Here is a 26,391-nt window from a genome sequence, read left to right as displayed (position 1 = left end):
ATTCGTAATTTGTAATAGCCTACGGCAACGCTTCGCGTACGTAATTTGTCGTTAATTAGGTGGGTGTTAAGTCTACTCAATCCAAAATCTCAAATCCCCAAAAAATCTGTCTCCTGTTTACTCAATCCAAAATAAAAATATGAGTCAGCGATATAGAATACACCGCAGACTCACAGGAGGGGTTGAATTCACAAAAAAAACCAACAAAACTTAACTTTACTGGGGTGTTAATCTTTGTTGGTAGTAGTCGATGATACGGGCTGTGACTTGGGAAATTGTTAAGCCGTCGGTGGTCAATTCCACAGCGTCAGGAGCCTTTTGCAGGGGGGAGACTTTGCGGGTGCTGTCTTTGCGATCGCGTTCGGCAATATCTTTTTCTAGTTGTTCGAGGGTGATTTGGGTTCGCCCTTGTTTGTGAAAGTCTTGTTGACGACGACGTGCCCGTTCCCTTACGGATGCAGTTAGATAAATTTTTACTTCGGCATCGGGGAAAACATGGCTGCCAATATCCCGACCTTCGGCAACTAATCCGCCTTTTTTCGCCCAGCGCTGCTGTTGCTTGACTAATGCCTGACGAACTGCACTTTGAGCGGCAATTGCGGATACATTGGCGGTGACTTCCGGTGTGCGGATTTGCTGGGTGACATCATGCCCATCAATATACACCTGGACGGGGGTATCTAGGGATTTATTGGAGGCTAGTTCAATGACGCTGGTTGCGGCTAATTCCGCGATCGCACATTCATCATCAACGGCAATACCTTTTTCTAAAACTAACCATGTCAGGGCCCTATACATAGCACCCGTATCCAAATAAATCAAGCCTAATTGACTGGCAACTTGGCGAGCAACGGTAGACTTACCCGCTCCAGCAGGACCATCTATGGCGATGATCGGTTGGCGATCGCGCAGCATGGTGTTGTCAATTAAACGTGTAGAACCAAGACGAGTGGCGATCGCGAGCATTCCTTCCTCCTGAATAAGTTCAATGGGCATTAAAGTAGTCGGTTCAACTAATTCAATATATTCGACAGATACAGTTTTAACTTTGGCTATTTCGCGTGCGGCGATCGCGATTAATTCACGTGAATTCCGAACACCAGCCTTAAATGCGGCTTGCGCACATTGCAAACTTTTGTACAAAATAGCCGCGTCTTTTTTTTGGTCAGCAGTTAAGTACTGGTTACGCGAACTCAAGGCTAACCCCGATGGTTCACGTACCGTCGGACACGCAATAATCTCAATTGGCAAATTCAGGTCGGCAACTAACTTGTTGATAATTGCCAGTTGCTGTCCATCCTTTTCACCAAAATAGGCTCGGTCAGGTTGCACTAAGTTAAAGAGCTTAGTCACAATCGTAGTCACACCCTGAAAGTGACCTAGCCGAGAACGACCACACAAGCCAGATATCATAGCAGATGGAGGGATAACCTGTGTAATTTTTAATTCTTGTATATTATTCTCCGTTATCCCTAATTCTTCCGGAGTAGGCACAAATAACGCGTCCACTTTTTCATGCGCACATACTTCCCAGTCATGGTCGAATGTGCGCGGATATCGCTGAAAATCCTCATTTGGCCCAAATTGTAGGGGGTTGACAAAAATACTCACAATCACCGTCGAGTTTTCTGCCCTTGCCCTTTGAATCAAACTTAAATGCCCCTGATGTAATGCCCCCATCGTGGGAACAAAGCCTATCGCAGTCCGGAAACTGCTTGTTAACTCAAATTGTAGCGACTCTTCTTCAATTGCGCATATATTTTCCATACGGCGTTTAGCCAAATAACACCGCAAAGCTGCAACGGTTCTAATCAGGCGCACAAAAATCCCCTAGTTACACTGTCTCATCGATAGTTTAGATCCGAAATCCTATCAATAGATGTGACACTAGGGGTAGCTGTCTAGAGTTTTTACGCCTCAGTGTATGCAAATTTTGCGTAAAAACTGTGAGTCAGTTTGTAAGTTTTTTTTTAAGTAAACTTAATTTCCTTCACCAAATAATTTATTAGGCTGTTAACTGTTGACTAGATTTAGGGAATGGGGAATAGGGAGGTAGAAAGTAGGGAATGGGGAGGGTCTTCTCTAATAAATATTTCGGAGTATTCATGTATTTATTAAATTTCCCCTCCTGTATTCTGTCTCCCGTCTCCTCCACAAATTAGCGCCCTAAAACTTCCACCTTCACAGGTGCTAATCCATTACCAACCATCCCAATCGCTCTTGCAGCTCCAAGGGATAGGTCAATCACACGACCACGAATGAATGGTCCTCGGTCATTGATGCGGACAACTACTGAACGTCCGTTTCTTTTGTTAGTAACCCGTACCCGTGTACCAAATGGCAGACTGCGGTGAGCTGCGGTTAATCCGTTGGGGTTAAATCTTTCTCCCGTTGCTGTTCTTTGCCCTTGCCAATAGAAGGAAGCAATCCCCAGAATTGTGGAACGTACAGGTACGGAAGCAATTTGCTGGGCTGGTCGGGGTAGGGAAATACCAGCGATTTGCTGGGTTGGGGGTAAGTTAGAAATCTCGGTAATTGGTTCTGCACCACCAATTAAGCGACGCAAACGATTGGTTGCTTGTAATGCGTCTGCGGCCAAGTTTTCTGTAGCACCCGCCAATCTAGTATTGGGGTTAATTTCTACAACTTTTTGACCATCGGCTTTAATTTCGTAGCGTTCTACCGATGCTGCCGAGTTTTCTAGGGCTTTATTCGCAGCAGTTTCTGGTTCGGAAGGTTTCCAACTAACTGCAATCTTGCTTGCATCAACGTTTGCACGGACTAAATCATTAATTCGAGCTGCGACTACACTTGCACGCTGTACAGGGTCGCTATTGTTGACGGATACGGAATTTTTTATTTGGGTTAGGTTCTGGCTAGATGCTACGCGGACACCACTCTGGATGTTTGCTGCTTGTCCGTTGTCTGATTCTTGAACTGCTCCCATTTTGGTCTCTGCTTCAGTATCGGCAGACGCTGAAGCACCAATGAATGTAATTACGGGAATGTTGCGAACATACAAGGTTGCGGCTGCTTTTCCATCCATTTCATGGCTATGGATTTGGGTGACTACGGTGTTGTTGTCTTCGGCTTGGTATTCACCTACTTTGACAACTTCTGTAGCTTGCACCTCTGGTTTTGCGGTCGATGATTGCTTTGTCGCTTCGGTGCGACCTAGCGATGGAATTCCAGCAAAACTCGTAACTAGCGCGACAACTGTCCAAAATTTTTTGTGATTCATGCCTTCAAATGTAAAGCGACTAAAGAACAGGGATTCGGAATGCAACCGGGCACAAATGGAATCAAAAACATCAATTTCGTGATCATGATTTGCCCTTGCTCGCGAACCCGTCCCGCAAAACGAAATTTGATTGGTTGTAACTTTCACAAGTACTACCTAGCTTCAACAATTTGCTTCAGCTTGATCGAACTCGTTTCGCTTTCACTTTTTGATTGTGACTGCAACAGATTAACACGAATTGTTGAACATGTGGATCGGGGTTTTAGCGTAAAGTTAGGTAAATTTCGTTCCTGAACTTGATCAACACATAGGCAAAAGTCTTTTAAATACTAGGGTTTTGGCGTGTAACATTTTTTTTCCAAACATTTCTGAATCTTATCAACTTTTTACAAAAACTTAAATTCTTGACATCGGCAATTTTATATGTATGCAGTGTTATTTTATTTATTTACACGCCTATTTTCTAGATGCTGTCTAAGTTTGCGTTCCTTCAGTTTTAGTTAAAGAAGAAACACATATTACCCGAATTAGATGGATTTATGATTAGAATTTTCTATTACTGTTATCAGGGGAACAACGCCGGAATCACCCCTATAATCAGAAATATTTCTATTTGAGTCTTGCAAAAAACATAAAAAGATTTGATAATAAACAGAGATGGACTACTGAGTTTAGAAATACTAATAAATAGATTTCTTATACTTACTTATAGGTTTAATTGTTTTTAGTAATTAATTAGCGATTTACATCAGCTTCCCTTATCCTTTTGATGAGAATTTTCTTTGTTTCGCGATCGCCTATCCTCACCTACAAAGTAAACACTGGGAATGATTATTAATAACAATACAGCAAATATCAAGCTATTTAAACTTGACACTCGCAGTATGGAATAAATTGATACACCATCGATAACCTGGAGAGGTAGGGACGACCGGACACCGAGTGGAGTAGATTAGAGAAAACATTAAAAATGGGTGTAGTTCTGATGGGGAATCAAGGGGAAATCGAACTAATTAAATCACCAATTCAGGGGTTTATTGCCGACTTACATCATCGATATCAGCATTTGCAAGATGGTGTAGTTGCCAATTATATTCCAGAGTTAGCGAAAGTCAATCCCAAACTATTTAGTATTGCGATCGCAACGGTGAATGGGGATGTATACGCGGTGGGTGATGTGGATCATTTATTTACGATTCAATCCATTTCCAAGGTATTTGTTTACGGACAAGCCTTAGCAGACCGGGGAAGGGACTACATGTTAACACGGGTGGGGGTAGAACCGACCGGAGACGCATTTAATTCGATTATTTTAGACGAGCAATCGAAACGACCCCATAACCCGATGGTAAATGCAGGAGCGATCGCCACCACAAGTTTAATCAAAGGCAATGACCCAACGGAGCGTTTAAATCGCTTATTAGACATGTATCGTCGTTATATTGGCCATGATGTGTTTGTGGATATTTCCGTATTTACCTCCGAACGCTCCACCGGACACCGTAACCGAGCAATGGCCCACCTGATGTTAAACTTTGGAATGATAGACGCGCAGATAGAGCCAGTTCTTGACCTCTATTTTCAACAATGTGCAGTCATGGTCAATTGTCGAGATTTAGCAGTGATGGCAGCAACCCTTGCCAATAAGGGAGTGAATCCCCTAACCCAAGAAACAGCCGTTGACAGTGGTTGCATTAAGGATATTCTGAGTGTGATGTACACCTGCGGTATGTATAATTTTGCTGGAGAATGGGCCTATAAGGTGGGAATCCCCGCTAAAAGTGGAGTCAGTGGGGGAATTATCGCTGTAGTCCCTGGACAAATGGGAATTGCAGTCTTTTCACCCCCCTTAGATAGCAGAGGAAACAGTGTACGCGGTGTCAAGGTTTGCGAAGAACTATCCCAGGAATTTGGTTTACACCTATTTGATTGCTCTTCCCGTTTCTGGGACAAACTAGGAATGATTGCCGCACCAACTTTCCGTAATGGAAATTAATTTCGGATTTTTCACAAACTCCTAGAATGCTCAGAAATTAGGGAGTTGGGAGTGGAACAGGCTTCCAGCCTGCACCACATTAAGACTTTATTCTATACCCGCAGTGCCACCATTTTTTCCACAGCTTCAACAATTTGCTCTGGTTGGACAATTGTTAATCTTTCCAAAGTTCCATTGTAGGGAGTGGGAATATCCTGGGATGATAACCGCAACACCGGAGCATCTAGTTCATCGAATAACCTGTCATTAATTGATGCAATCAACTCCGCTCCAATACCACCCGTGCGCATACACTCTTCCACCACAATCACCCGATGGGTTTTGCGAATTGATGCACCAATCGTATCAAAATCTAGGGGTTTCAGGGAAATTAAATCAATTACTTCCGGGTCAAAGCCTGATTTCTCCAAGCTTTTCACAGCCTGCATCACATGGTGACGCATCCGGGAATAGGTTAAAATCGTTACATCCTGACCACTGCGAACGACTTCGGCTTTATTTAAAGGCAGTAGGTACTCCGTGTCCGGCAAATCTTCTTTTAAGTTGTACAGTAAAACATGTTCAAAAAATAACACCGGATTATCATCCCGAATTGCCGATTTCAGCAGACCCTTAGCGTTATAGGGGGTAGAACAAGCGACAATTTTCAAACCCGGAACAGCTTGAAAATAGGCCTCCAAACGCTGGGAATGTTCCGCACCTAACTGTCTCCCGACACCACCGGGACCACGGATAACCATCGGAATTTTAAAATTACCACCGGAAGTGTAACGTAACATCCCAGCATTATTAGAAATTTGGTTAAAGGCAAGTAGTAGAAACCCCATATTCATCCCTTCAATGATGGGACGTAACCCAGTCATCGCTGCACCAACTGCAATTCCGGTAAAACTATTTTCCGCAATTGGTGTATCCAGGACGCGTAATTCTCCATATTTTTTATACAGGTCCTTCGTGACTTTGTAGGAACCACCATAGTGACCCACATCCTCACCTAAAACCATCACTGTCTTATCTCTAGCCATTTCCTCATCAATGGCTTCCCGCAGAGCATTAAAAAATAAAGTTTCCGCCATTAGACCTTTGCTTAAAATTTCTCGTTATAGAATCTTATCGTGCATTGACCATAATTACCGTAAAGTTATCGACGGCTTTGGGGAAAAATCCCGATTTCAGGGGTTTGTAGTGGCATACACCAACCATGAACTATGATCGGTTTACTCCCTGAGCTTGCAAAAAACTATCAAAGGTGAATCGGTCAGGAAGTGAAGGCTGCGCACCCGGTTTAGTTGCTGCTAATGCACCAGCTGCTGCACCCCAAACAACAGCTTCCCGTAAACTTAAACCTTCAGCGATCGCAGTTGCTAAACCCCCATTAAAAGCATCACCCGCAGCAGTTGTATCCACAGTTGGAACGGGAAAAGCAGGTGTAAAAAACTCTTCTTGAGCGTTAGCACAGTAGACCCCCTTTGCACCTAACTTGATGATGGCGCATTTCACACCTCGTCTCAGTAACTCCCGTCCAGCTTCCGCTGCACTGTCTTGATTACTGACACCAAACCCCACCAGTTGACTCGCTTCAATTTCATTCGGGGTAATAATATCAATTAACGGGTACAACTCATCTAGTCGGGAACTATCCTGAGCCGGTGCAGGGTCTACAATCACCGGAACACCAGCACTGTGAGCCGTTTGTGCAGCCGAAATTACCGCCGCAAGGGGAATTTCAAACTGCAATAATAACGCCTTCCCCCGGGGTAATATTTCCCTTAAACGCGCCACATCCTCCTCATCAATTAGAGCATTTGCTCCAGGAATGACAACAATTTGATTTTCACCCCGCTCATCCACAATAATAATTGCCACACCGGAATTAGCTACTGCTTCAATCGATACATTCTCAGTGCGTACACCCGCCGCTTGTAAACTATTAATCAACTCCGCACCAAAACTGTGAGCGCCAACGCGACCCACCATGTAGGTTGTTACTCCTAATCTTGATACTGCTACAGCTTGGTTTGCACCCTTTCCACCAGGTACTTTAAAAAAATCCCGTCCTAGCAGCGTTTCTCCCGCTACGGGTAAGCGAGTGGCAGTTGCAACCAAGTCGATATTAATGCTGCCGAAGACGATAACGGCCATATCATGTGTTGATGTTTGTATGAGTTATTTCCAGCGAATATACTACCAACTGCCATCTGGTAAAATCTAGATAACCTACGACATAAAATAAACTGAAGTAAGTAGTGGGTAGGGAATGGGGAGTAGAGACAAACCGCTTTTATTTCTTGTATTTCAAAGAGAAACTGCGCTACGCCTATCTCCGCTTATGGTGTCAGCAGTACATCAAGGCTAGTCGCAAAAAACCACAAGCCAAGTCTCGTATTGAGCTAAAAACCAGTTCAAGTGACGCTTACTTTTGGGTAATACCGTTTGAATGTGATGTTGCACATGACAAGTTGTCCGCAGCGAGGATGAACGACAAAGCAATCTCATCATCTTCAATATTAACGAGTTGCTCAGATTGCCGAGTTCCACTTCGTTCTGCACTGCACCGCAACAAGCAAGCTACACAATGGCAAAAAAATTATATGCAGTTTCATCTGAAACAGGTATGAGTTCTGTTAATTTTCCGATTCCCGATTCCCCACTCCCTATTTTTCTTGCTAGCCAAAACAAACAAAGAGGGAAGCAATGATTTGCTTCCCCCTCCTGGTTGGTTCTGATTTGGTTTTTGTTCGGACTGGTTTTTTGTAATCTGTTCTTGTTTTAACTTTTGCCGCAGTTGTTGCTGTTGTTTACGCAATTGCCTCTGACGAGCCGCACCTCCCCGACCTTTATCGTTACGTCCTTGACGACGAGGGGATTCCCAACGTTTTAAACGCATAATTTTTTTGATTAATCGCCTTATAATTATAAGTGTAGCACACTTAATTGTTGGATTTTGGATTGAATTGAATTCAGAATTCATTAAAATACGGAGACGCTACTGAAATTTGGGCATGAATTTTCAATTATCTACATTTTGTATTAAAACCAAAATTACCGTAGAGACGTAGCATTGCCACGTCTCTATTAGCATTGCTACGTCTCCCTGTTCTAGACCTGAGCTAATTCCTGTACAGGTGCTTTACTATTGCGAATTGCATGAATTGCCTGAGCATAGTCAGGTGCATTAAACACCGCAGAACCCGCCACAATGGCGTTTGCACCGGCTTCTAATACTTGCCAAGTGTTATTTGCTTTTAACCCCCCATCAACCTCAATCCAGGGATTTAAACCACGTTCATCACACATCTGCCGTAGTTGACGAATTTTCGGTACAACTGCGGGAATAAAACTTTGCCCCCCAAATCCAGGGTTAACACTCATGATTAAAATCAAATCACAAACGTCCAGGACGTACTCAATCAAAGTCAAAGGAGTGGAAGGATTGAGAACTACCCCTGCTTGCTTTCCTAACTCTTTGATTTGACACAAAGTCCGGTGTAGGTGAGGTGATGCATTATGTTCGCAATGGACGGAGATAATATCCGCACCAGCTTTGGCGAAATCTTCTACGTATTTTTCTGGCTCCACAATCATCAAATGCACGTCCAATGGCTTTTGTGTCACCGGACGAATTGCTTCCACAACTAGTGGTCCAATTGTTATATTAGGTACAAAGCGTCCGTCCATTACATCGACGTGAATCCAATCAGCCCCTGCTGCATCAACAGCACGAATCTCTTCTCCCAAACGGCTAAAATCTGCTGAGAGAATCGAGGGAGCAATCACAATGGGTTTTTCTGGTTGGGTTTGGGTCATGGCTAGTGGGTTTTGATGCGTTTTCTGTCTGTATTGATTGTAACAAAATATGAGCAATTATTTGCCCTTCCAATTCCATCCTACAGGTCAGTGTCAGCGAATGGAACATATAGATAGTCAGAATTTGAAAAATTCAAGGAAATAGGGGATTTTTGCTCTCAGTTAACCAAAACTTAATTTATCGACAGTCTTCGTTTGTCAATAGGGTGAGTCGGAAGTCGGGATTAGTTCACAAGGGTAAGCCTTTGAGAAGATCGAATATCAAATAATAGTGGAGAAAATTTTCAATATCGGCTGGATATAGACAAACAATGGACAAATACAGGGATTAGAGACGATCCGTCGGGTCGTCTGTACAGGGAGGGATTAGGGAGAGACGCGATATATCGCGTCTATACGGGAGTAAGGATTTAAGCTGAATGTTCGGTTACATTGCAGTTTTATGTTTAATTGCACCTACCTACTTACCTACTGTTGAAAAGTGGGGATAAGGGGAAAATCTACCCATTACTCAACGCTTATCGCTCCCTCACCAGAAATTTCGGTTTTTCATTCGCGAATACTCAAATGGGTCAAAAATGGTGGAGGTTTTCACTAATCTTAATATCGATGGTGAAAGAAAAGTGTTTGGGATGAGGCCATTGGCAAAGATTTTTTTGCATCTGTGATTACACCTACTCCCTATTCCGGTACAGACGCGACATGTCGTGTCTCTCTCACTCCCGATATTTAATGGAGACAAATTTTCGGTTTAAAATCATCAATAGACTAAATAGCAAAGATATGAGCAAAAAACTGAGTTGGATTTTGTGGGGATTGGGTTTATCCTGTGTAACAGCACCTGCTTTGGCATTTATTTATAGAACATCTTTAGATGCAACGGGGATTGATGCTTTGCGGTTGCACAAACCTCCATATAATTTGACTGGTCGCAAAATTGCTATTGGTCAAGTTGAAATTGGTCGTCCCGGTAAATTTGGGGTCGATAAATCCGTTTCTAAGAAACCGAATTTATCTGTGGAGGGGGTTTTTTCCCGCAATGAACCAGCCAAGTCTAATAGTGGGGTGGATACCCATGCCCACAATGTGGCTGGAATCATGGTAAGTAACGATAAAGCCTTTCCGGGAATTGCACCGAATGCACGCTTATATTCCTCTGCGGTAGGAGCGATGAAAGGTCTGGGACAACCGCAGGAATGTTTATCTGCACAACACATTGCTCTACAAAATGGCGGTGATATCCGCGCAATTAATTTTAGTTTCGGTGAACCTTTAAGTCGTGACCCCCGTGCAAACCCGATTCTTGATGGCAATGCTTTATTAACCATGTGTGTGGATTGGTCGAGTCGCGTCCACAACGTTTTATACGTGGTTGCAGGGAATCAGGGTAAGGGGGGAATTCCTATCCCTACTGATAACTATAATGCGGTGAATGTGGCCTTTTCTTCCCGTCGTGAGGGAATTTTTAGTAAGGTTGATGTTTCTAATTTAGCTGCTGTCGGTGAGGGAGCAACACGGAGATTAGCTGGTAAAGAATTTAATTTTGACAACCGTCGCTCCGTGGGAATCGTGGCTCCTGGTTACAGTATTCCCACCGTTAATCCCAATGGTAGCGTCAAAAATGTTACTGGCACTAGTTTTGCTGCTCCCCATGTGACAGCGACGGTTGCGTTATTACAGGAATTTGGCGATCGCATGTTACGTCAAAAGCAACCCCGTTGGACTACCGCAGCTCGTCGTCAGGAGGTGATGAAGGTGGTATTGTTAAATTCGGCGGAAAAGTTGCGGGATGAGGGGAATGGGTTGCGGTTGGGAATGACACGTACTTTGATTGATAAACAAAATAAAAATTGGTTAGAGTCGGATGCCTATCAAGATGCCAAAATACCTTTAGATGCGCAGATGGGTACGGGACATTTACATGCGTTCCGCGCTTACCAACAATTTAGTGCTGGACAGTTTAATTCATCCCAACCTGTTCCCCCCCTGGGTTGGGATTATGGAGAAATTAATCTGGGTACACCAGTTGAATATACCCTTGCAAAACCTCTGAAAGCGGGTAGTTTTGTGTCTGTGACTTTAACCTGGAATCGGTTGGTGGAATTAAGCGATCGCAATCAAAATCAAATGTTTGACGAAGGTGAGAACTTTCGCGATCGCGGTTTAAATAATCTCAATCTGTATTTAGTACCTGTAAATGCATCTCCTACAGACAAAGGTAGTATTTGCGCATCCACCAGCGAAGTAGATAATGTGGAACACATTTTCTGTCCTGTTTCCAAAGCTGGAAATTACAAAATCCGTGTTGAATACGCAAAGCAAGTTCATGAACCGACCCAAGCATATGCGATCGCATGGTGGACTGTAAGTGAAAATTGATTTACAGCAGAATTCAAGAATACAGGACACAGGAATTGTAGAGACGTAGCAACGCTACGTCTACCCAACGTCAAATTCCCAATTTATATTTGTATTCAGCAACGCCAATAATTTAATTGACAGCAGAATTAAAATACAAGGGAAATGGGATGGGGTATATCCCTGCTTTTATTGCTTGGTAAAAGAATAATCTGTCACTGCATTGGGAGTACGACCTTCAGCAATCGATAGACTCGTTCTGAGTGATGGATTTTGCAATTGCTACTTTGCAAGAAGCCGCTGCACGTCTACGTTGCACTTGCAATGACACTTACTGCTGCTTAATCACTAACAATGTCACATCATCATCCAAAGGACGTTTACCAATAAACCGATGTAAATCATCAATTACAGCGTTTTTAATTTCTTCAGCACGACGATGCCAATACATACGCACAATTTTTGATAATCTATCTATACCATAATGCTGATGAGCTTGATTTTCCGCTTCCGTTAACCCATCAGTATACAATACAATTCCATCCCCAGCAAATAGTTGAATTTGTTGCTGGTCAATAAAACTACTAAGCGTTGAATTTGAGTTGCATCCAGATTCCGTCCGACAATCAACGAACCACGTACCGGACCTTGGATATCACTAGTGACAATCGGTTGGGAAGTGATTAAAATTGGTGCTGACGGTGACATGACAATCCCGGTTTGCTTGGTTGTTAAATCCGGACGCTGTAGAAGTAAATCCTGTGGATTTGCAAGTCGAGATGCTAAAGCTTGGGGAATCGGAGTTTCGGTTTTCGTCCCTTGATCAAATCCAGTCCCATAGATAATCCTTCCCGACTGATTGACAAATACAATTGTATTGATTTTGAGATTCGCTAAAGTGGAAGGGACGAGATTCGCTTGTACATAATCTTGATTGCGATCGCGGATAAAGCGATAGGTGTCATCCCAAGCAGACCAATCCGCAAAGCGATCGCGAAAATTTTCTTGGGTTTGAGTTAAGAGGTTTTGCACCCCTTTAATGGTTTGTTGAGCTTCATTTTCCTCGGCTGTACGAATACTCCCAATTAAAATACTAGAGGATGCGACATACAAAACCCCGATTAAACTAGCAAGGGTAGCATTAACAATGAGTAAGGTTTTTTGCCTTAATTTCATAATTTAGTCACTTCTTCACAAATACTCTCAATCTAGGATTCCCGAAAAAAGTCTTGATTCAACGATTTTTTGGCTCCGTAAAAATACTTATTTTTTCTGGAAAAATAATTTTATCGATTCCCACTCGCGAGAAAATAGGGAGTGGGAATAAGCTATTTTCTTCCCCTGTTCCTACTACCCCTGGGTTTATTCAGTCACATACCACACAAATCAGAACGGGTGAAAAATTTTCTTCTTTGCTTCCTAAGTACGGTGAGTATTTTTTCCACCCACGTCATTTTTTTATTTTTGAAAATAAAATATAGGAAATAAATCAACCCTGGAGTGAACATAAATTAGTCAAAAAAACAACTTATTGGAGACATACTTCTTTGTAATTCGACCCATAAATGTAGTATATTCATCAAATACTGTTGGCTAATCAATTTAGTTGTTGCTAAAACTGTAACCGCCATTAGTTCTGCATCCAAACTATGCCATATTTAACATCAAAACAAGAGAGTTCAGGTGGTGTGATGAAATATCAATCAAACACAGCACGAGAAATTTTTTTACAACGGCGCTATGGTGTACAGTTGGGTAGAAGATACGTCTTAGCGGCTGCAAGTGTGATGTTGATCGGCGTACTAGGTTGTTCCCAGATTAGCAGCAACTCCGAACGGGCGATCGCAGAATCCCCTTCACCCCGCACAGAAGTACCACGCATTAATCAACCGATGACCCCCGACCCGAAAATTATCGCTGCCAATACCAAATTTGGGTTTAAATTATTTACAGAAGTTCAAAAACAAGACCAAAATCAAAATATCTTTGTTTCTCCCGCGAGTGTGGCCATGGCATTGGCGATGACCTACAATGGTGCAAGTGGTTCCACTCAAGAAAAAATGGCTCAAACACTGGAGTTACAGGGATTCAGTTTGGAGCAAATTAACTCCACAAATGCCGAACTAGCGCAACTTTTGACAAACCCAGATGAAAAAGTCAAACTGACCATTGCCAATTCATTATGGGCAAATCAAAACATTCAGTTTCAACCAGATTTTCTCCAACGAAATCGAGATTTTTATAATGCCAAAGTCACAAATTTGAACTTTGCAGCTAATGACGCTACCAATCAAATTAACAATTGGGTGAAAGACAATACCCAAGGAAAAATCGAAAAAATAGTTGAACAAATCCATCCTAACCAGGCATTATTCCTCATTAACGCCATTTATTTTAAAGGCAATTGGTCTCGGGAATTTGACAAAAATCAAACCACAGATTTACCCTTTTATCTCCCCTCCGGACAACAAAAACAACATCCGATGATGTCACAACGGGGTAAATATCGCTACTATGAAACCCCTGAATTTCAGGCAGTCAGCTTACCCTACGGTAAAGACGGGAAAATCAGCATGTACGTCTTTTTACCCAAAGAGAATTCGAGTTTAGCTGCTTTGCAGCAAAACCTGAACTCGGAAAACTGGCAAAAATGGATGGGCGAATTTAACCAACGTCAAGGACTAGTACGTCTACCTAAATTTAAAATGGACTATGATGTTAACCTTAACGATGCACTCACTGCCTTGGGTATGGGGGAAGCATTTACTGACAAAGCCAATTTTTCCGGAATGGGCAAAAATTTAAGTATTAGCGAAGTCAAACATAAAACCTTTGTGGAAGTGAATGAGGAAGGAACTGAAGCCGCAGCAGTGACTTCTGTCGGTATAGTCCGTCTTTCGGCAGTACAAGAAGAACCACCCTTCGAGATGGTAGTGGATCGGCCATTTTTCACTGCGATTCGCGACAATCAAACAGGAAGTATCCTATTTATGGGTTCCATCGTCAATCCCACCTAAGTCAGTCGGTGTAAAAAAATCAATCTATGTCCGAAACGAGTTTATACTCAAATATCGATTTTTGGGGAGTAGCCGACATGTACTGCTGACACTAGAAGTAGAGATGGGCGATTAAGCGGAGCTTAACGGCTAAAGCCGTATCGCAACTTAATCTTGGAGATGAAAGAAGATTTTTCCTACTCCCCTTCTCTGTCCTCAAGCTTCAAAAATTCCTAGAGACTTCTGTTTGAGATCCGGTTGTTTTGCCTCTGGAGGAGCTTGCATCTCCACTGAGACAGGATGTTCATCGCCATTTTCATTTCGTTCCCGCAAAGCACTTAAAGTCGTTTTAATCACCACTGCTGTAGGTACAGCTAAAACCACACCCAAAAGTCCACCGATTCTCGCTCCAGTCAGTACAGAAATTAACAACCACACTGGATTTAACCCCGTAAAACTACCGAGAATCCGGGGAGCAATGAGATTTTCCAGAATTTGTTGCACAATTACGGCTGCAATTAAAACCCGCACTCCCATCGAGAAATCCTGTAAAGCCACAATTGAAGTCGTTAAAGCAATACCCACGGAACCACCGTAGGGAATCAGAGCCATTAAGCCAATCGTTAAGCCAAACAACAATCCAAAGGGAACCTTCAGCCACAAAAAGGTGGGAATTAAAGCTGAAGCCATGCAAGTTGAAACGATTAACTGGGTAATAAAAAAATTCTGGAAACTGAGGCGAATCGTATTTGTGAAAGGTTCACGGAATCGAGTTGGGAGCCAATCAATGATACTTTGCCACAATTCATCCCCATGTTGGAGTAGATAGAAAGTCAATACCATCGTCAAGAGAAAATCCAGCAAACTGGTGAGGGTGATTACCGCCAAATTTAACACCTGTCCAGCGATCGCTTGTAATTGTCCCTTGACTTTATCATTGATTTGGGAAACCAGGGCATCAAGATTAATTGGTAAACCGATACTATCGGCTTTTTCATTGAGTATCATAAGTTGGGAGCGTCCAGAATCAATTAATTCCGGTATCCGCGCGACCAATTGCTGTGCTTGCGTTAACGCTAAAGGAAATAGGGTGACACCTAATGCCAATAAAATCGATAATGCCAGTAAAAATACTAAGATAGCAACAGGGGTGCGTCTAGCTCCTTGCCGTTCCATCCAGCTAACGGGATAATTCAGCAAAAACGCCAGCACCGACGCTCCCACCAAAATCACAATCAAGGAGTGGAAATATTCAAAAATTGCCGAAACAGCCCAACCATTGAGTACCAACAAAGGCGCAAAAAGTGCGATCGCCATCAATCGGGATAGGGGGGCTAAAGTCTGCCACCAATCAAGGAGCTTACGTGTTTGCATCTGCCGTCATTCGGGATACAACTAAAAATATATCTGCCATTAAGCCTATTATCTCTAACAAAAGTACAGAAAATTCTACTTTAACCAAGATTGTTCCCAAAATACTATGAAAAATTTTTCTCCCCAGGGTCATCCCCACCAAAATACCCATGAATGGCAACCGGATATCCCCCCAGATGACCAGTATTTAGATCTAGTCTACCACCACAACAGCAATGTCTCTGGCCAATCCTCTCCAAACACTTCCAGTTTTTTTAGCCTCATCTTTTACCTTGTACCCATTATCGGTGTCTTTCCTTCCCTCTGGACCCTCTACCGTCGCGATGGCACAAGGGAACAAATAGCAATCAGCCGTTTATCTACAACCCTAACCCTCACCTGGGTTCTCGGCTATTTGTTATTGGCAACAGGTGCTGAAACTTCCCATTTCGCCCAACTGCGATTAATGATTCTCAATAGCTTCTTCACATCCGGTTATTTTTTGGTCAGCATTTGGCTCATCTTCCGCACAATCAAGGGTAAAACCCAACGTCTACCGGGAATTACCCCCCTCTCTCGACGGATTTTTGCCAAAAAACCCAAACGTAAATAAATTGCTGTTAACTAGGTCGGTGGTAAAAATTGTCGTTGAGATCAGGGAGTACAGACGACCCGACGGGTCGTCTGTACAGGGAGAGACGCGATATATCGCGTCTCTCCCTGCTCCCAAAAACGATAATTCAAGTCTTAAAATCAACTTTTAAAACATCCTCTGATGTTTAATTGCACCTACCTACTTAACTCGCTTATAAATAGGGAATCGGGACTGGTGAGTACAAATAAACTATTTATGCTTGGTTGTGTTCAAATGACATAGAAAACCGACTTGACAGACCACTATTCCCTACTCCCTTTTTTTATCAGTGTATGCAACGAAAATTGTTTAAACCAGGAAATTTTAAGTACATTTACGTATTTGCAATTTAAAATTTAGAGTATCTACTTATAAGAGTGGTCAAATGAGCAAAAAACTTGCCATACTTCAATAAAACATATCCGGATCAATGTAAAGGTGAAGAGAAGAAATAGGAAAAACACGACAATAAGTGTTTTGCTTAACACTCTATTAGAAAATTTAGCGTTGATAATCAAAAGTTAAATATTATATATTGGTTGACCAATCATTCACACCAGGTAAAAACACAATGGATTCGTCCATCAAGCCAATCCATAAACATATCCCCAGAGATGTAACGCTTAATCTTCGAGAATGCTTACTAGCATACTTTTGAAGTAATCCCAAATCCATAGACGCGAAGTGGCTTCCCGAAGGGTAATCTAAAATCCACAATCGATAGACCTGCTTTGTTCAGACAGAAATGTGAAATTGTAATTAAGTGTGAGGATGAGAGTGACGATTCAACGAACTTCCACAGAAGGAAATAATTCGATTAATACAGTGAACCTTCAGGAGCAAAAGTCCGCGAGTGGCAAACCTGGACGTTGGCTGTGGTTTTGGCTAGGGATGAGTGGTATCGCCATGATTTCAGCCACCGCAGGAGCTTTATTAGCAGTTTCACTTACTAGTCAACCCTTAATGCAAGCAAATCTCAGCGCATCCGAAGCGGCTGTGTTTGGACAAGGTAGAATTTCCGGTGAAGGATTGCGATTTTCGGAATTAACCCGTCCTGTTAACATTTTAGTTATGGGGATGAGCGTTTTACCCCACGACACCCAAAATGCACCGGAATCCCTCAAGGAACTGGGTTACTTCCCCCAGGTTAATGCCTTTGATGGTTTAGCGGATGTGATGTTACTGATCCGCTTTAACCCAGAAACAAAAAAAATGACCATGTTATCGATTCCTCGTGACACAAGAATCGATCTCAAAGGACATGGCAAAGTGAAAATTAATTCCACCAATATTCATGGTGGTCCAGCTTTAACAGCTAAGAGTGTTAGCGAGTTGCTGGGAGATGTCCCCATCGACCGTTATGTACGCATCAATGTGTTGGGTGTAGCGAAATTAATCGATGCTTTGGGGGGGGTGGATGTCTATGTTCCCCAGGATATGAAATACCATGACCATTCCCAACATCTATACATTGATCTCAAAAAAGGCCAACAGCATCTAGATGGGGAAAAAGCACTACAATTATTAAGGTTTCGCCATGACGAAAATGGGGATATTGGTAGAATCCAACGCCAGCAAATCGTGATTCGCGCTCTGATTGACCAAGTTCTTAATCCTGGTATTCTTACCCAGATACCCCAAATTCTGAATGTTGTCAAGGAGAATATTGATACTAATTTAAATGTGGAGGAAATCCTCGCTTTAGCAGGGTTTGGCGCACGTACAAATCGCTCTAACTTGCAAATGTTAATGGTTCCTGGGCGATTTAGTCAACCAGGAGAGTTTGATGCTAGTTACTGGGTTCCCTATCGCAATCAAATTCGCCGCATGATGGCACAACATTTTGATCTACCTATTGATAATCCAGTTGCGACCAGAGATGTGAATTTAAGGTCTTTACGGGTTGCCATTCAAAATGCAACTGGTGAAGATAATATTAATTTTCAGCCATTGGTTAATCAACTAATTCGTTCTGGATACCGTAATGTGTATATGGCAAAACGTATTGGTAAGAATTTGGAAGAAACACGGATTATCGCTCAATACGGTGATCAAGAAAGTGCGGAATCGATGCGTGGTGTTTTAGGTTTTGGCGAAGTTCGGATCGACAGTACTGGTTCTATTGGTTCAGATATTAGTATTCAAGTCGGTCAAGATTGGTTAAAAAATAAATCTCTCTGGGAAAATCTGGTTGATCCGGTTGTGCGATAGGTTTTTAGATTGAGATGAGAGATTTTTGATGGAGTTATATTCATGATTTCATGATTCAGTCAACGGCACACTATTTTTCAATTCTTAAATCGGATTGCTATAGATATATTCAAAACTACTCAATTTGACGATCATCAATTAATTCCAGCTTTGCTGGGATTTTTTTAATTAGGGTTTGCTGTTCGCGAAGCGCTAGCTGTTATATCGTTTACGCCAATGCTTGCTACATATCAGAGGCTGTAACCGTTGATTATTCTAGTTTCATTTATTGCAAAATACAAGATAATCGATATAAAATTCGCGAGGATAGTAAATAGGGAGAGACGTAACATGTCGTGTCTGTACAGGGAGTAGTTTTAGCCCTACGGATTCCCATTGTCACAAGACCAAAAAAACTACAGATGTCAGGTTTTTGAGCTTCTATGCACTTATTTAGTTGCACTTTCTGGAACTAAAATGCCCTCCGAAGCCTACAGTATAAGAGTTTTACTACTTTTCAGCAAGCCTTAATTTATATCTTGCACCTTTACGTATACATACGTTGAATTTCAAAATATACACGATATAGCTACAGTACTCTTGTTTGCTTTTAACGCTCAAATAATACTTTGAGCTTTATATTGAGTATTTTATTTCCATCAGCTTTTCTTGGTGCAAGATGTGAGCTAATTAAAAATAGAGAATAGGGAACAGGAAATAGGGAACAGAAATCAAAACTATTGGTACATGGGAATTTCCGCAAAAGAAAAGTGTGCTGAGGTGTGTTGGATATAACTAAGTTGCTGTTGCTACCAAAGATAGTAATATCCGTTATTGAAACTACAGGGAAGCAATCTTATCATCCTCAAACTACCATGACAGAAGGCAAGGTGGTATCAAGTATTTAAAAACTACCTATAATGATTTTCAGAGGTTGATCCACAACGCCACTTTTTACTTGATAATTTCCCCAATTAACCATGTCTTGTCGATATTTGCGTATTTCTTCCCTATTTTCAACTGTATTTCTAATCACACTAGCTTTAATTTTCAGTTGGGGATTATATATAAATCCTGTAATTGCCGAAAATCAAGAAAAAGCACCGATTGTCATCGATGGTCAGCAAATTTTTGAAATTGGTGAATCAGGCAATCAAAGTGCTAAGGAGCGCGCTCAAGAAGTTAACAATCGATTAAGACAGGCTGTACGTTCTGACCAAACAATCGAAGTTACTGTTCCAGAAAACCAAAAAACGCCACAGATTCTATTAAATAATCAACAGTTATTAACTGTCACACCCAACGACATTGAAGACGAAAATAGCCCTCAAACTCAAGCGCAAATATGGGGAAGACAAATTCAAAACAGCCTAATTAATGCCCAATCCCAAAGAAGTCTAGGATACCTGCGTAACATGACCCTTGTCTCCGTTGGGATTATACTACTAGCATTTGCACTTTCCTGGTTACTCGGATTTTTAAGAGGGCGTTTTTTAGAAAAAATTATTGAACAACTGAATAAAACCAGTGCGAGATTTGCTGGTGCTGATTTAGTCCGGGGATTAACAGTGCTTTTACATCTATTGTTGATTACAGCACGCTTAGGCATCTGGATTGTTTCGATTCTGTATATTGCCAATTTATTCCCCTACACCCGTCAGTGGAGTTATCGAATCACCAGTATTTTAATATCTAGTTTTACCTCCTCCTTTGTCAGTTTAGGTAGTCGTTCCTATACGGTGATTGACTTTTTAATTTTAGGAGGTTTGCTATTTACTTTAGTGATTGTTGCTGGTAGTGCCACCAACATTCTGAGAACACGTGTACTTAGTGCCGCTGGAATTAATCGAGGAGCGCAGGAAGCGATCGCTATCCTCGCAAAATACAGTTTCATCGTGATTGGTGGCTTAGTTCTATTGCAGGTTTGGGGTCTAGAATTAAGTTCCCTGACGATTTTAGCCAGTGCTTTAAGTATTGGGGTTGGTTTTGGTTTGCAGGATATTGCCAAAAACTTCGGTAGCGGTCTAGTATTAGTGTTCGAGCGTCCCATCCAAGTTGGAGATTTTATCGAAGTTGGGAAATTAAACGGTACAGTGGAACGGATTGGTGCTAGAAGTACGGAAATTAGAACCCTAGATCACGTTTCTATTATCGTTCCCAATTCCCGCTTTTTAGAAAGTGAAGTTGTTAATTGGAGTCATCGTAACCCTATTTCCCGTTTACATATCCCCGTGGGAGTGAGCTATAGCGCTAACCCCGAAACCGTCCGTCAAATCTTGTTAGCAGCAGTTCAATCCCATCCCAGTGTTCTGGCTTCCCCTCCTCCTAGTATCCTATTTAAACGCTTTGGAGATAGTTCCCTCGATTTTGAACTGTTAATTTGGACATCCGAACCCCATAAACAATTCGTCACCATTAGTGATTTGTACTTTGATATCTTTAAAGCCTTAGCAGAACACAATATCGAAATACCCTTCCCCCAACGAGATTTACATATCCGTTCCGGTACTTTAGGACTTTCCCCGGAAATTGAAGCTGCGTTAGTTCGTTTGTCCAAATCCAATTTCCATCAATACAATCAGCACCACCGCGACCAAGATTCCGAAGTTGCCAATGGAAATTGAGCTAATCAAATGGTTCAATATAATAAATAGATTCATCATCCATCAAAGCGGAGAACATCATGGGTATACTCTTATTCGTCGTTTTTATTGCCATCTTTTTTGGTATCGCAGTTGGTTTACTGTTCGGTTTACGTTCTGCCAAAATTCTCTAGTATTCAGTAACCGTTAACTGGTAACTGGACAAATCCGCAAATTACATAGACAGGGGTTTGTCACCCTGTCTCTTAAATGGGAGCATTAACGTAGAGTAGTTGGTTTTCCTCTGGGATTGATTAGTTTTTTTAATCTGTAAAAACTCAAAATACGTCATTTCCCCCAGTCTCACGGCTTATTGACAAAAAAACTGACCATATTCTCAATATTATTGATTCTATTCTCAATCCCCTGACGTAATTATCATACTTTCAAGACTGATTATTGACATCTTGACAATTTGCAAATACGATATTGTATATTGCCGCCGGGGCTATATTAAAAAATAAACTTCAAACTAATCGAGCGATCGCTCATTGTAAATATACTATACTGCTTGGTTGACCTGGTTGATCTGCATAAACGCGATCGCAAACCCATAAAGTAGTGCCAAGTTAATTTACCATAAGTCCAGCTAGTAAAATTCTCATCACAGTTTCCAGGTCATCAGTTACCCGGTAAAGATTAATTGCTTGTTCAATGCTTTGTGTTTGTCGGTATAGTACACCGAATTGCCAGATATTACCAGTGGTGACTGCCCCCAATATTTCTGTTTGGTGAGAATCGGTAAATTTATCTAAAGCGATCATCTCAGTTGCCAGTTGTGTAAATCCCCTATTTATATCCGCTTGTTTGGCTTCAATGACAATTAAATTAGTATTAGAACGCAAGTAATAATCTAAACTTCCTTGAAGTTTATTATCTACTTTAATAGTATATTCGATGCGTAATTTAGCACGGGAATAATGAATTAAATCAGTAATAATAGGAGCAATTAAAATTTCCCTGCGTGTAGCCTCGTTTTCTAGGTCTACATATGGTAGCACCTCTTCAATTCGCTGTTTCAAGTCGAGAAGTCGGTCTAATGTACCTGAATATTGAGGTAAATCTAAAAATTTACGCTCGAATGAGTACCCAAATTCTGCCACTAAATCATCAACTGGAAAACCTAACTCAAAATAATTGCTAAAAGTATAGGAGCGGTTTGGATCTAGCAACGGTTGGCGGTTCATGTGACTCCTCCAATTCCCCTATTCTAATTAGAGTCTGCGGAAAAATCTTTATAGTGGGATTGGAGACGAACCGACGGGTCGTCTCTAATCCCGAAAAACGAGCTTGTTAAGTATTAAAATTGACTTTTAAAACATCCTCCATTCGTGACAATTTAAGGTGAAAATAGTTTTGTCAACTCGTAATTATCCTTAAAAGTGAGGTGAAGGAGAAGTATTAAATTCACCTTCGGACTGAGTTGTCCGCGCCAGAATAAATTATGCATTGCAAATTTAGCGATCGCATCCTTCAAAATCATGTTTATTCATCCAGATGTTGACAAGATTTTAAGCATTATTACTTATTGACAAGAGACCAATCCTGGATTTCTCACGAGTAAGTCGTAGACCTTGAGTAACGAATTCATTTTCCTTCTATTCACTATTCCCTACTCCCTACTCCCTGTGAGTTTTAGGGTTTTGTGAGAAATGCGGGCAATGAGATTAACTTGTCAGTAATGAACATCCTCTGGAATTCAGGTGGAAAATATGAGGGTGAGAATTGGGATTTTGGGCAAAATTACTTGATTATAATCAACATTATTCTTAAAAAATCTACTGCCTACTCCCGACTCTCTATCCATAAAAAAACGACTGCCTACTCCCCACTCCCCACTCCCTATTCTTACTGAGAATTAGCTTTTTTAAAAGGACTACGTTTATTTTTCTTTTTCTCCTTAGCTTTATTCTTTTCGTAATCTATTTCTTTCAGCTTTTTCATAATTCGGCTGAAATATTCCTCTAAATAACTTTCCAGTGTAGTGGTGTCACCGATTTCAAAACCAAATACCTGATAGGTCTCTTCCATCGGTGCAGTTAATGGTTTACCACTGGCTAAAACCTCTGTGAATGCTAGACGGTCAGACACATTCCAACCCCATTGGAAAAATCGTAAAGTTCTCCTCATGAACCTCAATAATCCCATTGGCATTCGTGTCACCCTGGCCGTTTTTCTGGATAAACGTTCACATACAGCAATAATTTCTTCCGCACTCCAAGCCCTAGTTCCTACTACTGGAAAAGTTCGTTTCTCTGTTTCCGGAATTTCTAAAGCTCGAATTGCAAATTTAGCAATATCCTGGGTATCCATGTAGGCAATGGGTGAGGATTCTCCAGTCACCCATACCGGTTGTCCTTCCAACACCGGAATTCCATACTGACCAATTAAACCCTGCATGAACCCAGCTAATTGTAAAACCGTGTAATTAATCCCTGATTCAGCTAAAAATAATTCCGTACACCGTTTAATCTCCATTAACGGTACATCTGGATATTTGTCTGCATTTAAAATCGAAAAAAAGATAAATCGGGAAATATTAGCCGCTTGAACAGCTTGAATTAAAGCAACCTTCCCTTCCCAATCCACTTGACGAATACTCAAGGAATCCGTTGCTCTAGCCGTCGCTGCGTCAATCACCGCATCCACACCCACCAAAGCCTCTGCTACCGTTTCAGGGTAACACAAATCTCCCCCAGCTAACTCCGCACCCCATTCCTTAAGAAAAGCTGCCCTTTTCCTACTCCTGACCAAGCAACGAACCTCATGTCCTTCATCGATAGCGCGGCGAACAACTTGTCTTCCCAAGGTGCCTGTGGCACCGATGATTAGTATCTTCATGAGGCTTCTTTACAAATCGTAAACTTTTATTAATAGAATCTTATCAGAGATGACCACTTATGTGTAAAGATGTCGGTCGAAATTTTCCCTATACCGAAGGTAATCAGGCAAGGTAAAGATTACCTTGCCGTCATTGCAGTGCGTGGTTATTCCTTGTCAGCACCTTGAATCTTGAGTAACAATGTACCAAGTCCCCAACCAACAAAAATTAAGCTAAAGGGCAATATCGCTGCGGTGAGAATTTCGCCACCCATTCTGTTTGACTCCTGATTATGAATTTATTTATCCAATCTTAAGTTTATCAGAGGGAGTGGGGGGTGGCTTCATGGGGGTTAGTTTTTGTAATTCGGTTTGGGGGGTAAGTTAAGGTGGGAAAGCAGACAAGAAAGCATCCCATATCGATTCAAAAGTTTTACAATTCACCTTCACGTTTGCTTGTGAGACGAAATTCGTCAGGCATACTCAGTCCTGCTTTGTCTTGACCTGAGAACCTCTTAGGATTCACAATCAGGAACTCCTTCCCGGAAGACTCTACTTGCGAGTATGTCTGCCGCTTCTATCGTAATCAAATCTTGTCTGGTAATGTGGTTGCTACCAGTGCTTAACAGACGACTTGCTTGACGCAATCTAGCTCGGTCAATAGCGTTGCGAACACTACGAGCATTGGCAAAATGGGGCATTGTTTTACGTCTAATTAAATACTCTTGAAAGGCATTTTCCGCTTCTGGACTGAATTGATAATCCTGTTCCTGCAAGATTTTGCGAGCAATAATCATTAAATCGTCAATCGAGTAATCACCGAATTCTATATGTAAACCAATACGGGAGTTCATTCCAGGGTTGCTATGGAAAAAATGCTCCATTTGTTGTTTGTAGCCTGCCAAAATCACGACTAAATCTGCACGCTGGTTTTCCATCACTTGCATGAGGATTTCAATCGCTTCTAAACCGAAATCTCCAGGATTGTCGGGACGAAACAGAGTATAGGCTTCATCGATTAATAGAACTCCACCCATCGCATTATTTAACACTTCTCTGGTTTTGGGTGCAGTCTGACCGATTCCTTGTCCCACTAAATCATCGCGAGTGACTAACATGACGCTTTCACGTTGAATATATCCCAAACGATGGAGTATTTCCGCCATTCTTTTAGCCACAGTTGTCTTACCCATTCCCGGATTACCCAGGAAGGTCATGTGTAAAGTTGGCATTCCTGCGGTTAATCCTAAACTTTTGCGAACTCGATCTATCAGCAGTAAAGCAGCCATTTCCTTAATTTTGTTTTTGACTCCACGCAAGCCAACCAACTCTTGGTCAAGCTGGTCAAGAATCTCTTGCACTTGGGACTCTTGAAATGCATTGGATAAATCAATTGTTGGAATTGGAGATTTTTCCTGAATTGCTGTCTGTGCTACTACTTGTTCACGCATTGGGGTTTACCTGTATCGATGCTCCCAATCATAGCAACAAATGGATAATTAATAAAAGATTTTAATACTAATATGAGTTATATATTTTTTTAAATTATCAATCATTGAGTCAAATCATCAAAGAAGATTATGGAAGTTGATGCCTTGGATTAAATATTTTGGATCACAGCGACACTAATATGGTTGTATATATGTATGCTTGGGTCTTTTACAAGCATTCTGAAAGAGAAGTTGCACTTAGTGACTTGAAGACAAGTTGATTTTTCCCTTTCCTGCTTTTAATTGAGTCTGTTTTGAGAGATGTACATGATGTTCATTCAGTTCACCCTGCGGATTTTACTGATATTTAGTGTATCCTGTATCGTATTGACAATACCTGGGAAAGAAGTATTGGCGATAAGCCAAAGGCTTGATGCTCCGGGTATTGCCTTACCAATCTCTTTGACTCAGAACCATCGAACAATGGTATTGGGGAAGTTTGATGCTTCCAGGGAGTTCACTCCATTACAACGTCAACGTCTTCAAGGGTTGCGTCAGAGTCGCAATCGGGATATCCAAGCAGTATTAAACACCTCCCAGGAGGAGGAATTACGACGGTATTTACGACGGGGAGAATCCTTAGAAACTGCTATTGACAAGGTGAAGCTATCCCACGACCAACGAGAAATGGTGAAAGCCGTTGGGCATATTTATCATCTGAAGGTAAAAGCGTTGAATTATCCGGGCTTTGAGTAGGGGAGCAGGGAATAGGAAGTAGGAAAAAAGACTAGTTAACCGTTAACTGTCAACAAGTCAAAAGGGAAATATATCACCGTGGGAAGTATGGTTTGCGATACGGCTCTAGCCATTAAGCTCCCCTTATCGCCACACTATAATCCATGCAAATTCTTGTTGGACACTATT

General features: G+C 41.7%; 23 protein-coding genes. 8 read left to right on the top strand and 15 right to left on the bottom strand.

Going from position 1 to position 26,391, the window contains the following annotated elements; all coding sequences use genetic code 11:
• Window positions 1-216: 216 nt before the first annotated feature.
• Both CDC37_RS13275 and CDC37_RS13270 read right to left on the bottom strand, forming a co-directional pair.
• On the bottom strand, window positions 217-1,821 hold the full coding sequence (locus CDC37_RS13275) for a bifunctional pantoate--beta-alanine ligase/(d)CMP kinase (RefSeq protein ID WP_096622438.1): 1,605 nt from the start codon (window positions 1,819-1,821) through the stop codon (window positions 217-219).
• A 337-nt stretch (window positions 1,822-2,158) separates the two neighbouring features.
• The gene (locus CDC37_RS13270) at window positions 2,159-3,241 is read right to left on the bottom strand and encodes a septal ring lytic transglycosylase RlpA family protein (protein WP_096626187.1); all 1,083 of its coding nucleotides are present in this window, start codon (window positions 3,239-3,241) and stop codon (window positions 2,159-2,161) included.
• Between the two features lie 985 nt (window positions 3,242-4,226).
• Between CDC37_RS13270 and glsA the strand changes: the two genes are divergently transcribed.
• The gene (gene glsA / locus CDC37_RS13265) at window positions 4,227-5,237 is read left to right on the top strand and encodes a glutaminase A (protein WP_096626185.1); all 1,011 of its coding nucleotides are present in this window, start codon (window positions 4,227-4,229) and stop codon (window positions 5,235-5,237) included.
• A gap of 92 nt (window positions 5,238-5,329) precedes the next feature.
• Here glsA and CDC37_RS13260 read toward each other — a convergent pair whose 3' ends face one another.
• The 4 genes from CDC37_RS13260 to rpe form a co-directional block, all read right to left on the bottom strand.
• Window positions 5,330-6,313 carry an alpha-ketoacid dehydrogenase subunit beta gene (locus CDC37_RS13260; RefSeq protein WP_096622436.1) on the bottom strand — a complete coding sequence of 328 codons (984 nt, stop codon included), beginning with the start codon at window positions 6,311-6,313 and terminating at the stop codon, window positions 5,330-5,332.
• A gap of 130 nt (window positions 6,314-6,443) precedes the next feature.
• Window positions 6,444-7,379 carry a ribokinase gene (rbsK, locus tag CDC37_RS13255; protein WP_096622435.1) on the bottom strand — a complete coding sequence of 312 codons (936 nt, stop codon included), beginning with the start codon at window positions 7,377-7,379 and terminating at the stop codon, window positions 6,444-6,446.
• Window positions 7,380-7,836: 457 nt separating this feature from the next.
• Window positions 7,837-8,124 carry a hypothetical protein gene (locus CDC37_RS13250; RefSeq protein ID WP_096622434.1) on the bottom strand — a complete coding sequence of 96 codons (288 nt, stop codon included), beginning with the start codon at window positions 8,122-8,124 and terminating at the stop codon, window positions 7,837-7,839.
• Window positions 8,125-8,336: 212 nt separating this feature from the next.
• A complete protein-coding gene (gene rpe / locus CDC37_RS13245) occupies window positions 8,337-9,044 on the bottom strand; it encodes a ribulose-phosphate 3-epimerase (RefSeq protein WP_096622432.1) in 708 nt (235 codons plus the stop codon).
• A 783-nt stretch (window positions 9,045-9,827) separates the two neighbouring features.
• Between rpe and CDC37_RS13240 the strand changes: the two genes are divergently transcribed.
• Window positions 9,828-11,423, top strand: coding sequence for a S8 family serine peptidase (locus CDC37_RS13240; protein WP_096626183.1), 1,596 nt, complete (start codon window positions 9,828-9,830; stop codon window positions 11,421-11,423).
• A gap of 310 nt (window positions 11,424-11,733) precedes the next feature.
• On the opposite strand, the gene CDC37_RS13235 is transcribed toward CDC37_RS13240, so the two are convergent.
• On the bottom strand, window positions 11,734-11,934 hold the full coding sequence (locus tag CDC37_RS13235) for a PP2C family protein-serine/threonine phosphatase (protein WP_231943057.1): 201 nt from the start codon (window positions 11,932-11,934) through the stop codon (window positions 11,734-11,736).
• The gene (locus CDC37_RS13230) at window positions 11,916-12,578 is read right to left on the bottom strand and encodes a CHASE4 domain-containing protein (protein WP_096622429.1); all 663 of its coding nucleotides are present in this window, start codon (window positions 12,576-12,578) and stop codon (window positions 11,916-11,918) included. The genes CDC37_RS13235 and CDC37_RS13230 overlap by 19 nt, the downstream gene beginning before the upstream one ends.
• Window positions 12,579-13,093: 515 nt before the next feature.
• Here CDC37_RS13230 and CDC37_RS13225 point away from each other — a divergent pair.
• Window positions 13,094-14,419: a serpin family protein gene (locus CDC37_RS13225; protein WP_096626181.1), complete on the top strand. Its 1,326-nt coding sequence runs from the start codon at window positions 13,094-13,096 to the stop codon at window positions 14,417-14,419.
• Between the two features lie 195 nt (window positions 14,420-14,614).
• On the opposite strand, the gene CDC37_RS13220 is transcribed toward CDC37_RS13225, so the two are convergent.
• Window positions 14,615-15,772 carry an AI-2E family transporter gene (locus CDC37_RS13220; RefSeq protein ID WP_096622428.1) on the bottom strand — a complete coding sequence of 386 codons (1,158 nt, stop codon included), beginning with the start codon at window positions 15,770-15,772 and terminating at the stop codon, window positions 14,615-14,617.
• Between the two features lie 106 nt (window positions 15,773-15,878).
• On the opposite strand from CDC37_RS13220, the gene CDC37_RS13215 reads away from it, so the two are divergent.
• Window positions 15,879-16,364 (top strand): hypothetical protein, encoded by a 486-nt coding sequence (locus CDC37_RS13215; RefSeq protein ID WP_231943056.1) that lies wholly within the window; start codon window positions 15,879-15,881, stop codon window positions 16,362-16,364.
• Window positions 16,365-16,913: 549 nt separating this feature from the next.
• On the opposite strand, the gene CDC37_RS25245 is transcribed toward CDC37_RS13215, so the two are convergent.
• On the bottom strand, window positions 16,914-17,060 hold the full coding sequence (locus CDC37_RS25245) for a hypothetical protein (protein WP_231943055.1): 147 nt from the start codon (window positions 17,058-17,060) through the stop codon (window positions 16,914-16,916).
• A gap of 102 nt (window positions 17,061-17,162) precedes the next feature.
• On the opposite strand from CDC37_RS25245, the gene CDC37_RS13210 reads away from it, so the two are divergent.
• From CDC37_RS13210 to petL, 3 genes are all read left to right on the top strand, one after another.
• Window positions 17,163-18,596 carry an LCP family protein gene (locus CDC37_RS13210; protein WP_172892780.1) on the top strand — a complete coding sequence of 478 codons (1,434 nt, stop codon included), beginning with the start codon at window positions 17,163-17,165 and terminating at the stop codon, window positions 18,594-18,596.
• A 959-nt stretch (window positions 18,597-19,555) separates the two neighbouring features.
• A complete protein-coding gene (locus CDC37_RS13205) occupies window positions 19,556-21,199 on the top strand; it encodes a mechanosensitive ion channel family protein (RefSeq protein ID WP_096622426.1) in 1,644 nt (547 codons plus the stop codon).
• Window positions 21,200-21,258: 59 nt separating this feature from the next.
• Window positions 21,259-21,351: a cytochrome b6-f complex subunit PetL gene (petL, locus tag CDC37_RS24330; protein ID WP_442861040.1), complete on the top strand. Its 93-nt coding sequence runs from the start codon at window positions 21,259-21,261 to the stop codon at window positions 21,349-21,351.
• Between the two features lie 435 nt (window positions 21,352-21,786).
• Here the strand turns inward: petL and CDC37_RS13200 are convergent, their stop codons facing one another.
• The 5 genes from CDC37_RS13200 to CDC37_RS13185 form a co-directional block, all read right to left on the bottom strand.
• Window positions 21,787-22,404, bottom strand: a complete 618-nt coding sequence (locus CDC37_RS13200) for a hypothetical protein (RefSeq protein ID WP_096622425.1) — start codon at window positions 22,402-22,404, stop codon at window positions 21,787-21,789.
• A 152-nt stretch (window positions 22,405-22,556) separates the two neighbouring features.
• On the bottom strand, window positions 22,557-22,700 hold the full coding sequence (locus CDC37_RS24325) for a hypothetical protein (RefSeq protein WP_157780742.1): 144 nt from the start codon (window positions 22,698-22,700) through the stop codon (window positions 22,557-22,559).
• Window positions 22,701-23,065: 365 nt separating this feature from the next.
• Window positions 23,066-24,058, bottom strand: a complete 993-nt coding sequence (locus CDC37_RS13195) for an SDR family oxidoreductase (RefSeq protein ID WP_096622423.1) — start codon at window positions 24,056-24,058, stop codon at window positions 23,066-23,068.
• A 146-nt stretch (window positions 24,059-24,204) separates the two neighbouring features.
• Window positions 24,205-24,312 (bottom strand): cytochrome b6-f complex subunit PetM, encoded by a 108-nt coding sequence (petM, locus tag CDC37_RS13190; RefSeq protein WP_096622422.1) that lies wholly within the window; start codon window positions 24,310-24,312, stop codon window positions 24,205-24,207.
• 240 nt (window positions 24,313-24,552) lie between these two features.
• Entirely contained in the window at window positions 24,553-25,488 is a 936-nt protein-coding gene (locus CDC37_RS13185) for an AAA family ATPase (RefSeq protein WP_096622421.1), read from the bottom strand.
• Window positions 25,489-25,794: 306 nt separating this feature from the next.
• Here CDC37_RS13185 and CDC37_RS13180 point away from each other — a divergent pair, with 306 nt between their 5' ends.
• On the top strand, window positions 25,795-26,223 hold the full coding sequence (locus CDC37_RS13180; RefSeq protein ID WP_157780741.1) for a hypothetical protein: 429 nt from the start codon (window positions 25,795-25,797) through the stop codon (window positions 26,221-26,223).
• The last annotated feature ends 168 nt before the right edge of the window (window positions 26,224-26,391 follow it).

This window comes from Calothrix sp. NIES-3974 (genome assembly GCF_002368395.1).
Lineage (GTDB): Bacteria > Cyanobacteriota > Cyanobacteriia > Cyanobacteriales > Nostocaceae > NIES-3974.
This window is presented reverse-complemented; position numbering and strand designations above follow the sequence as displayed.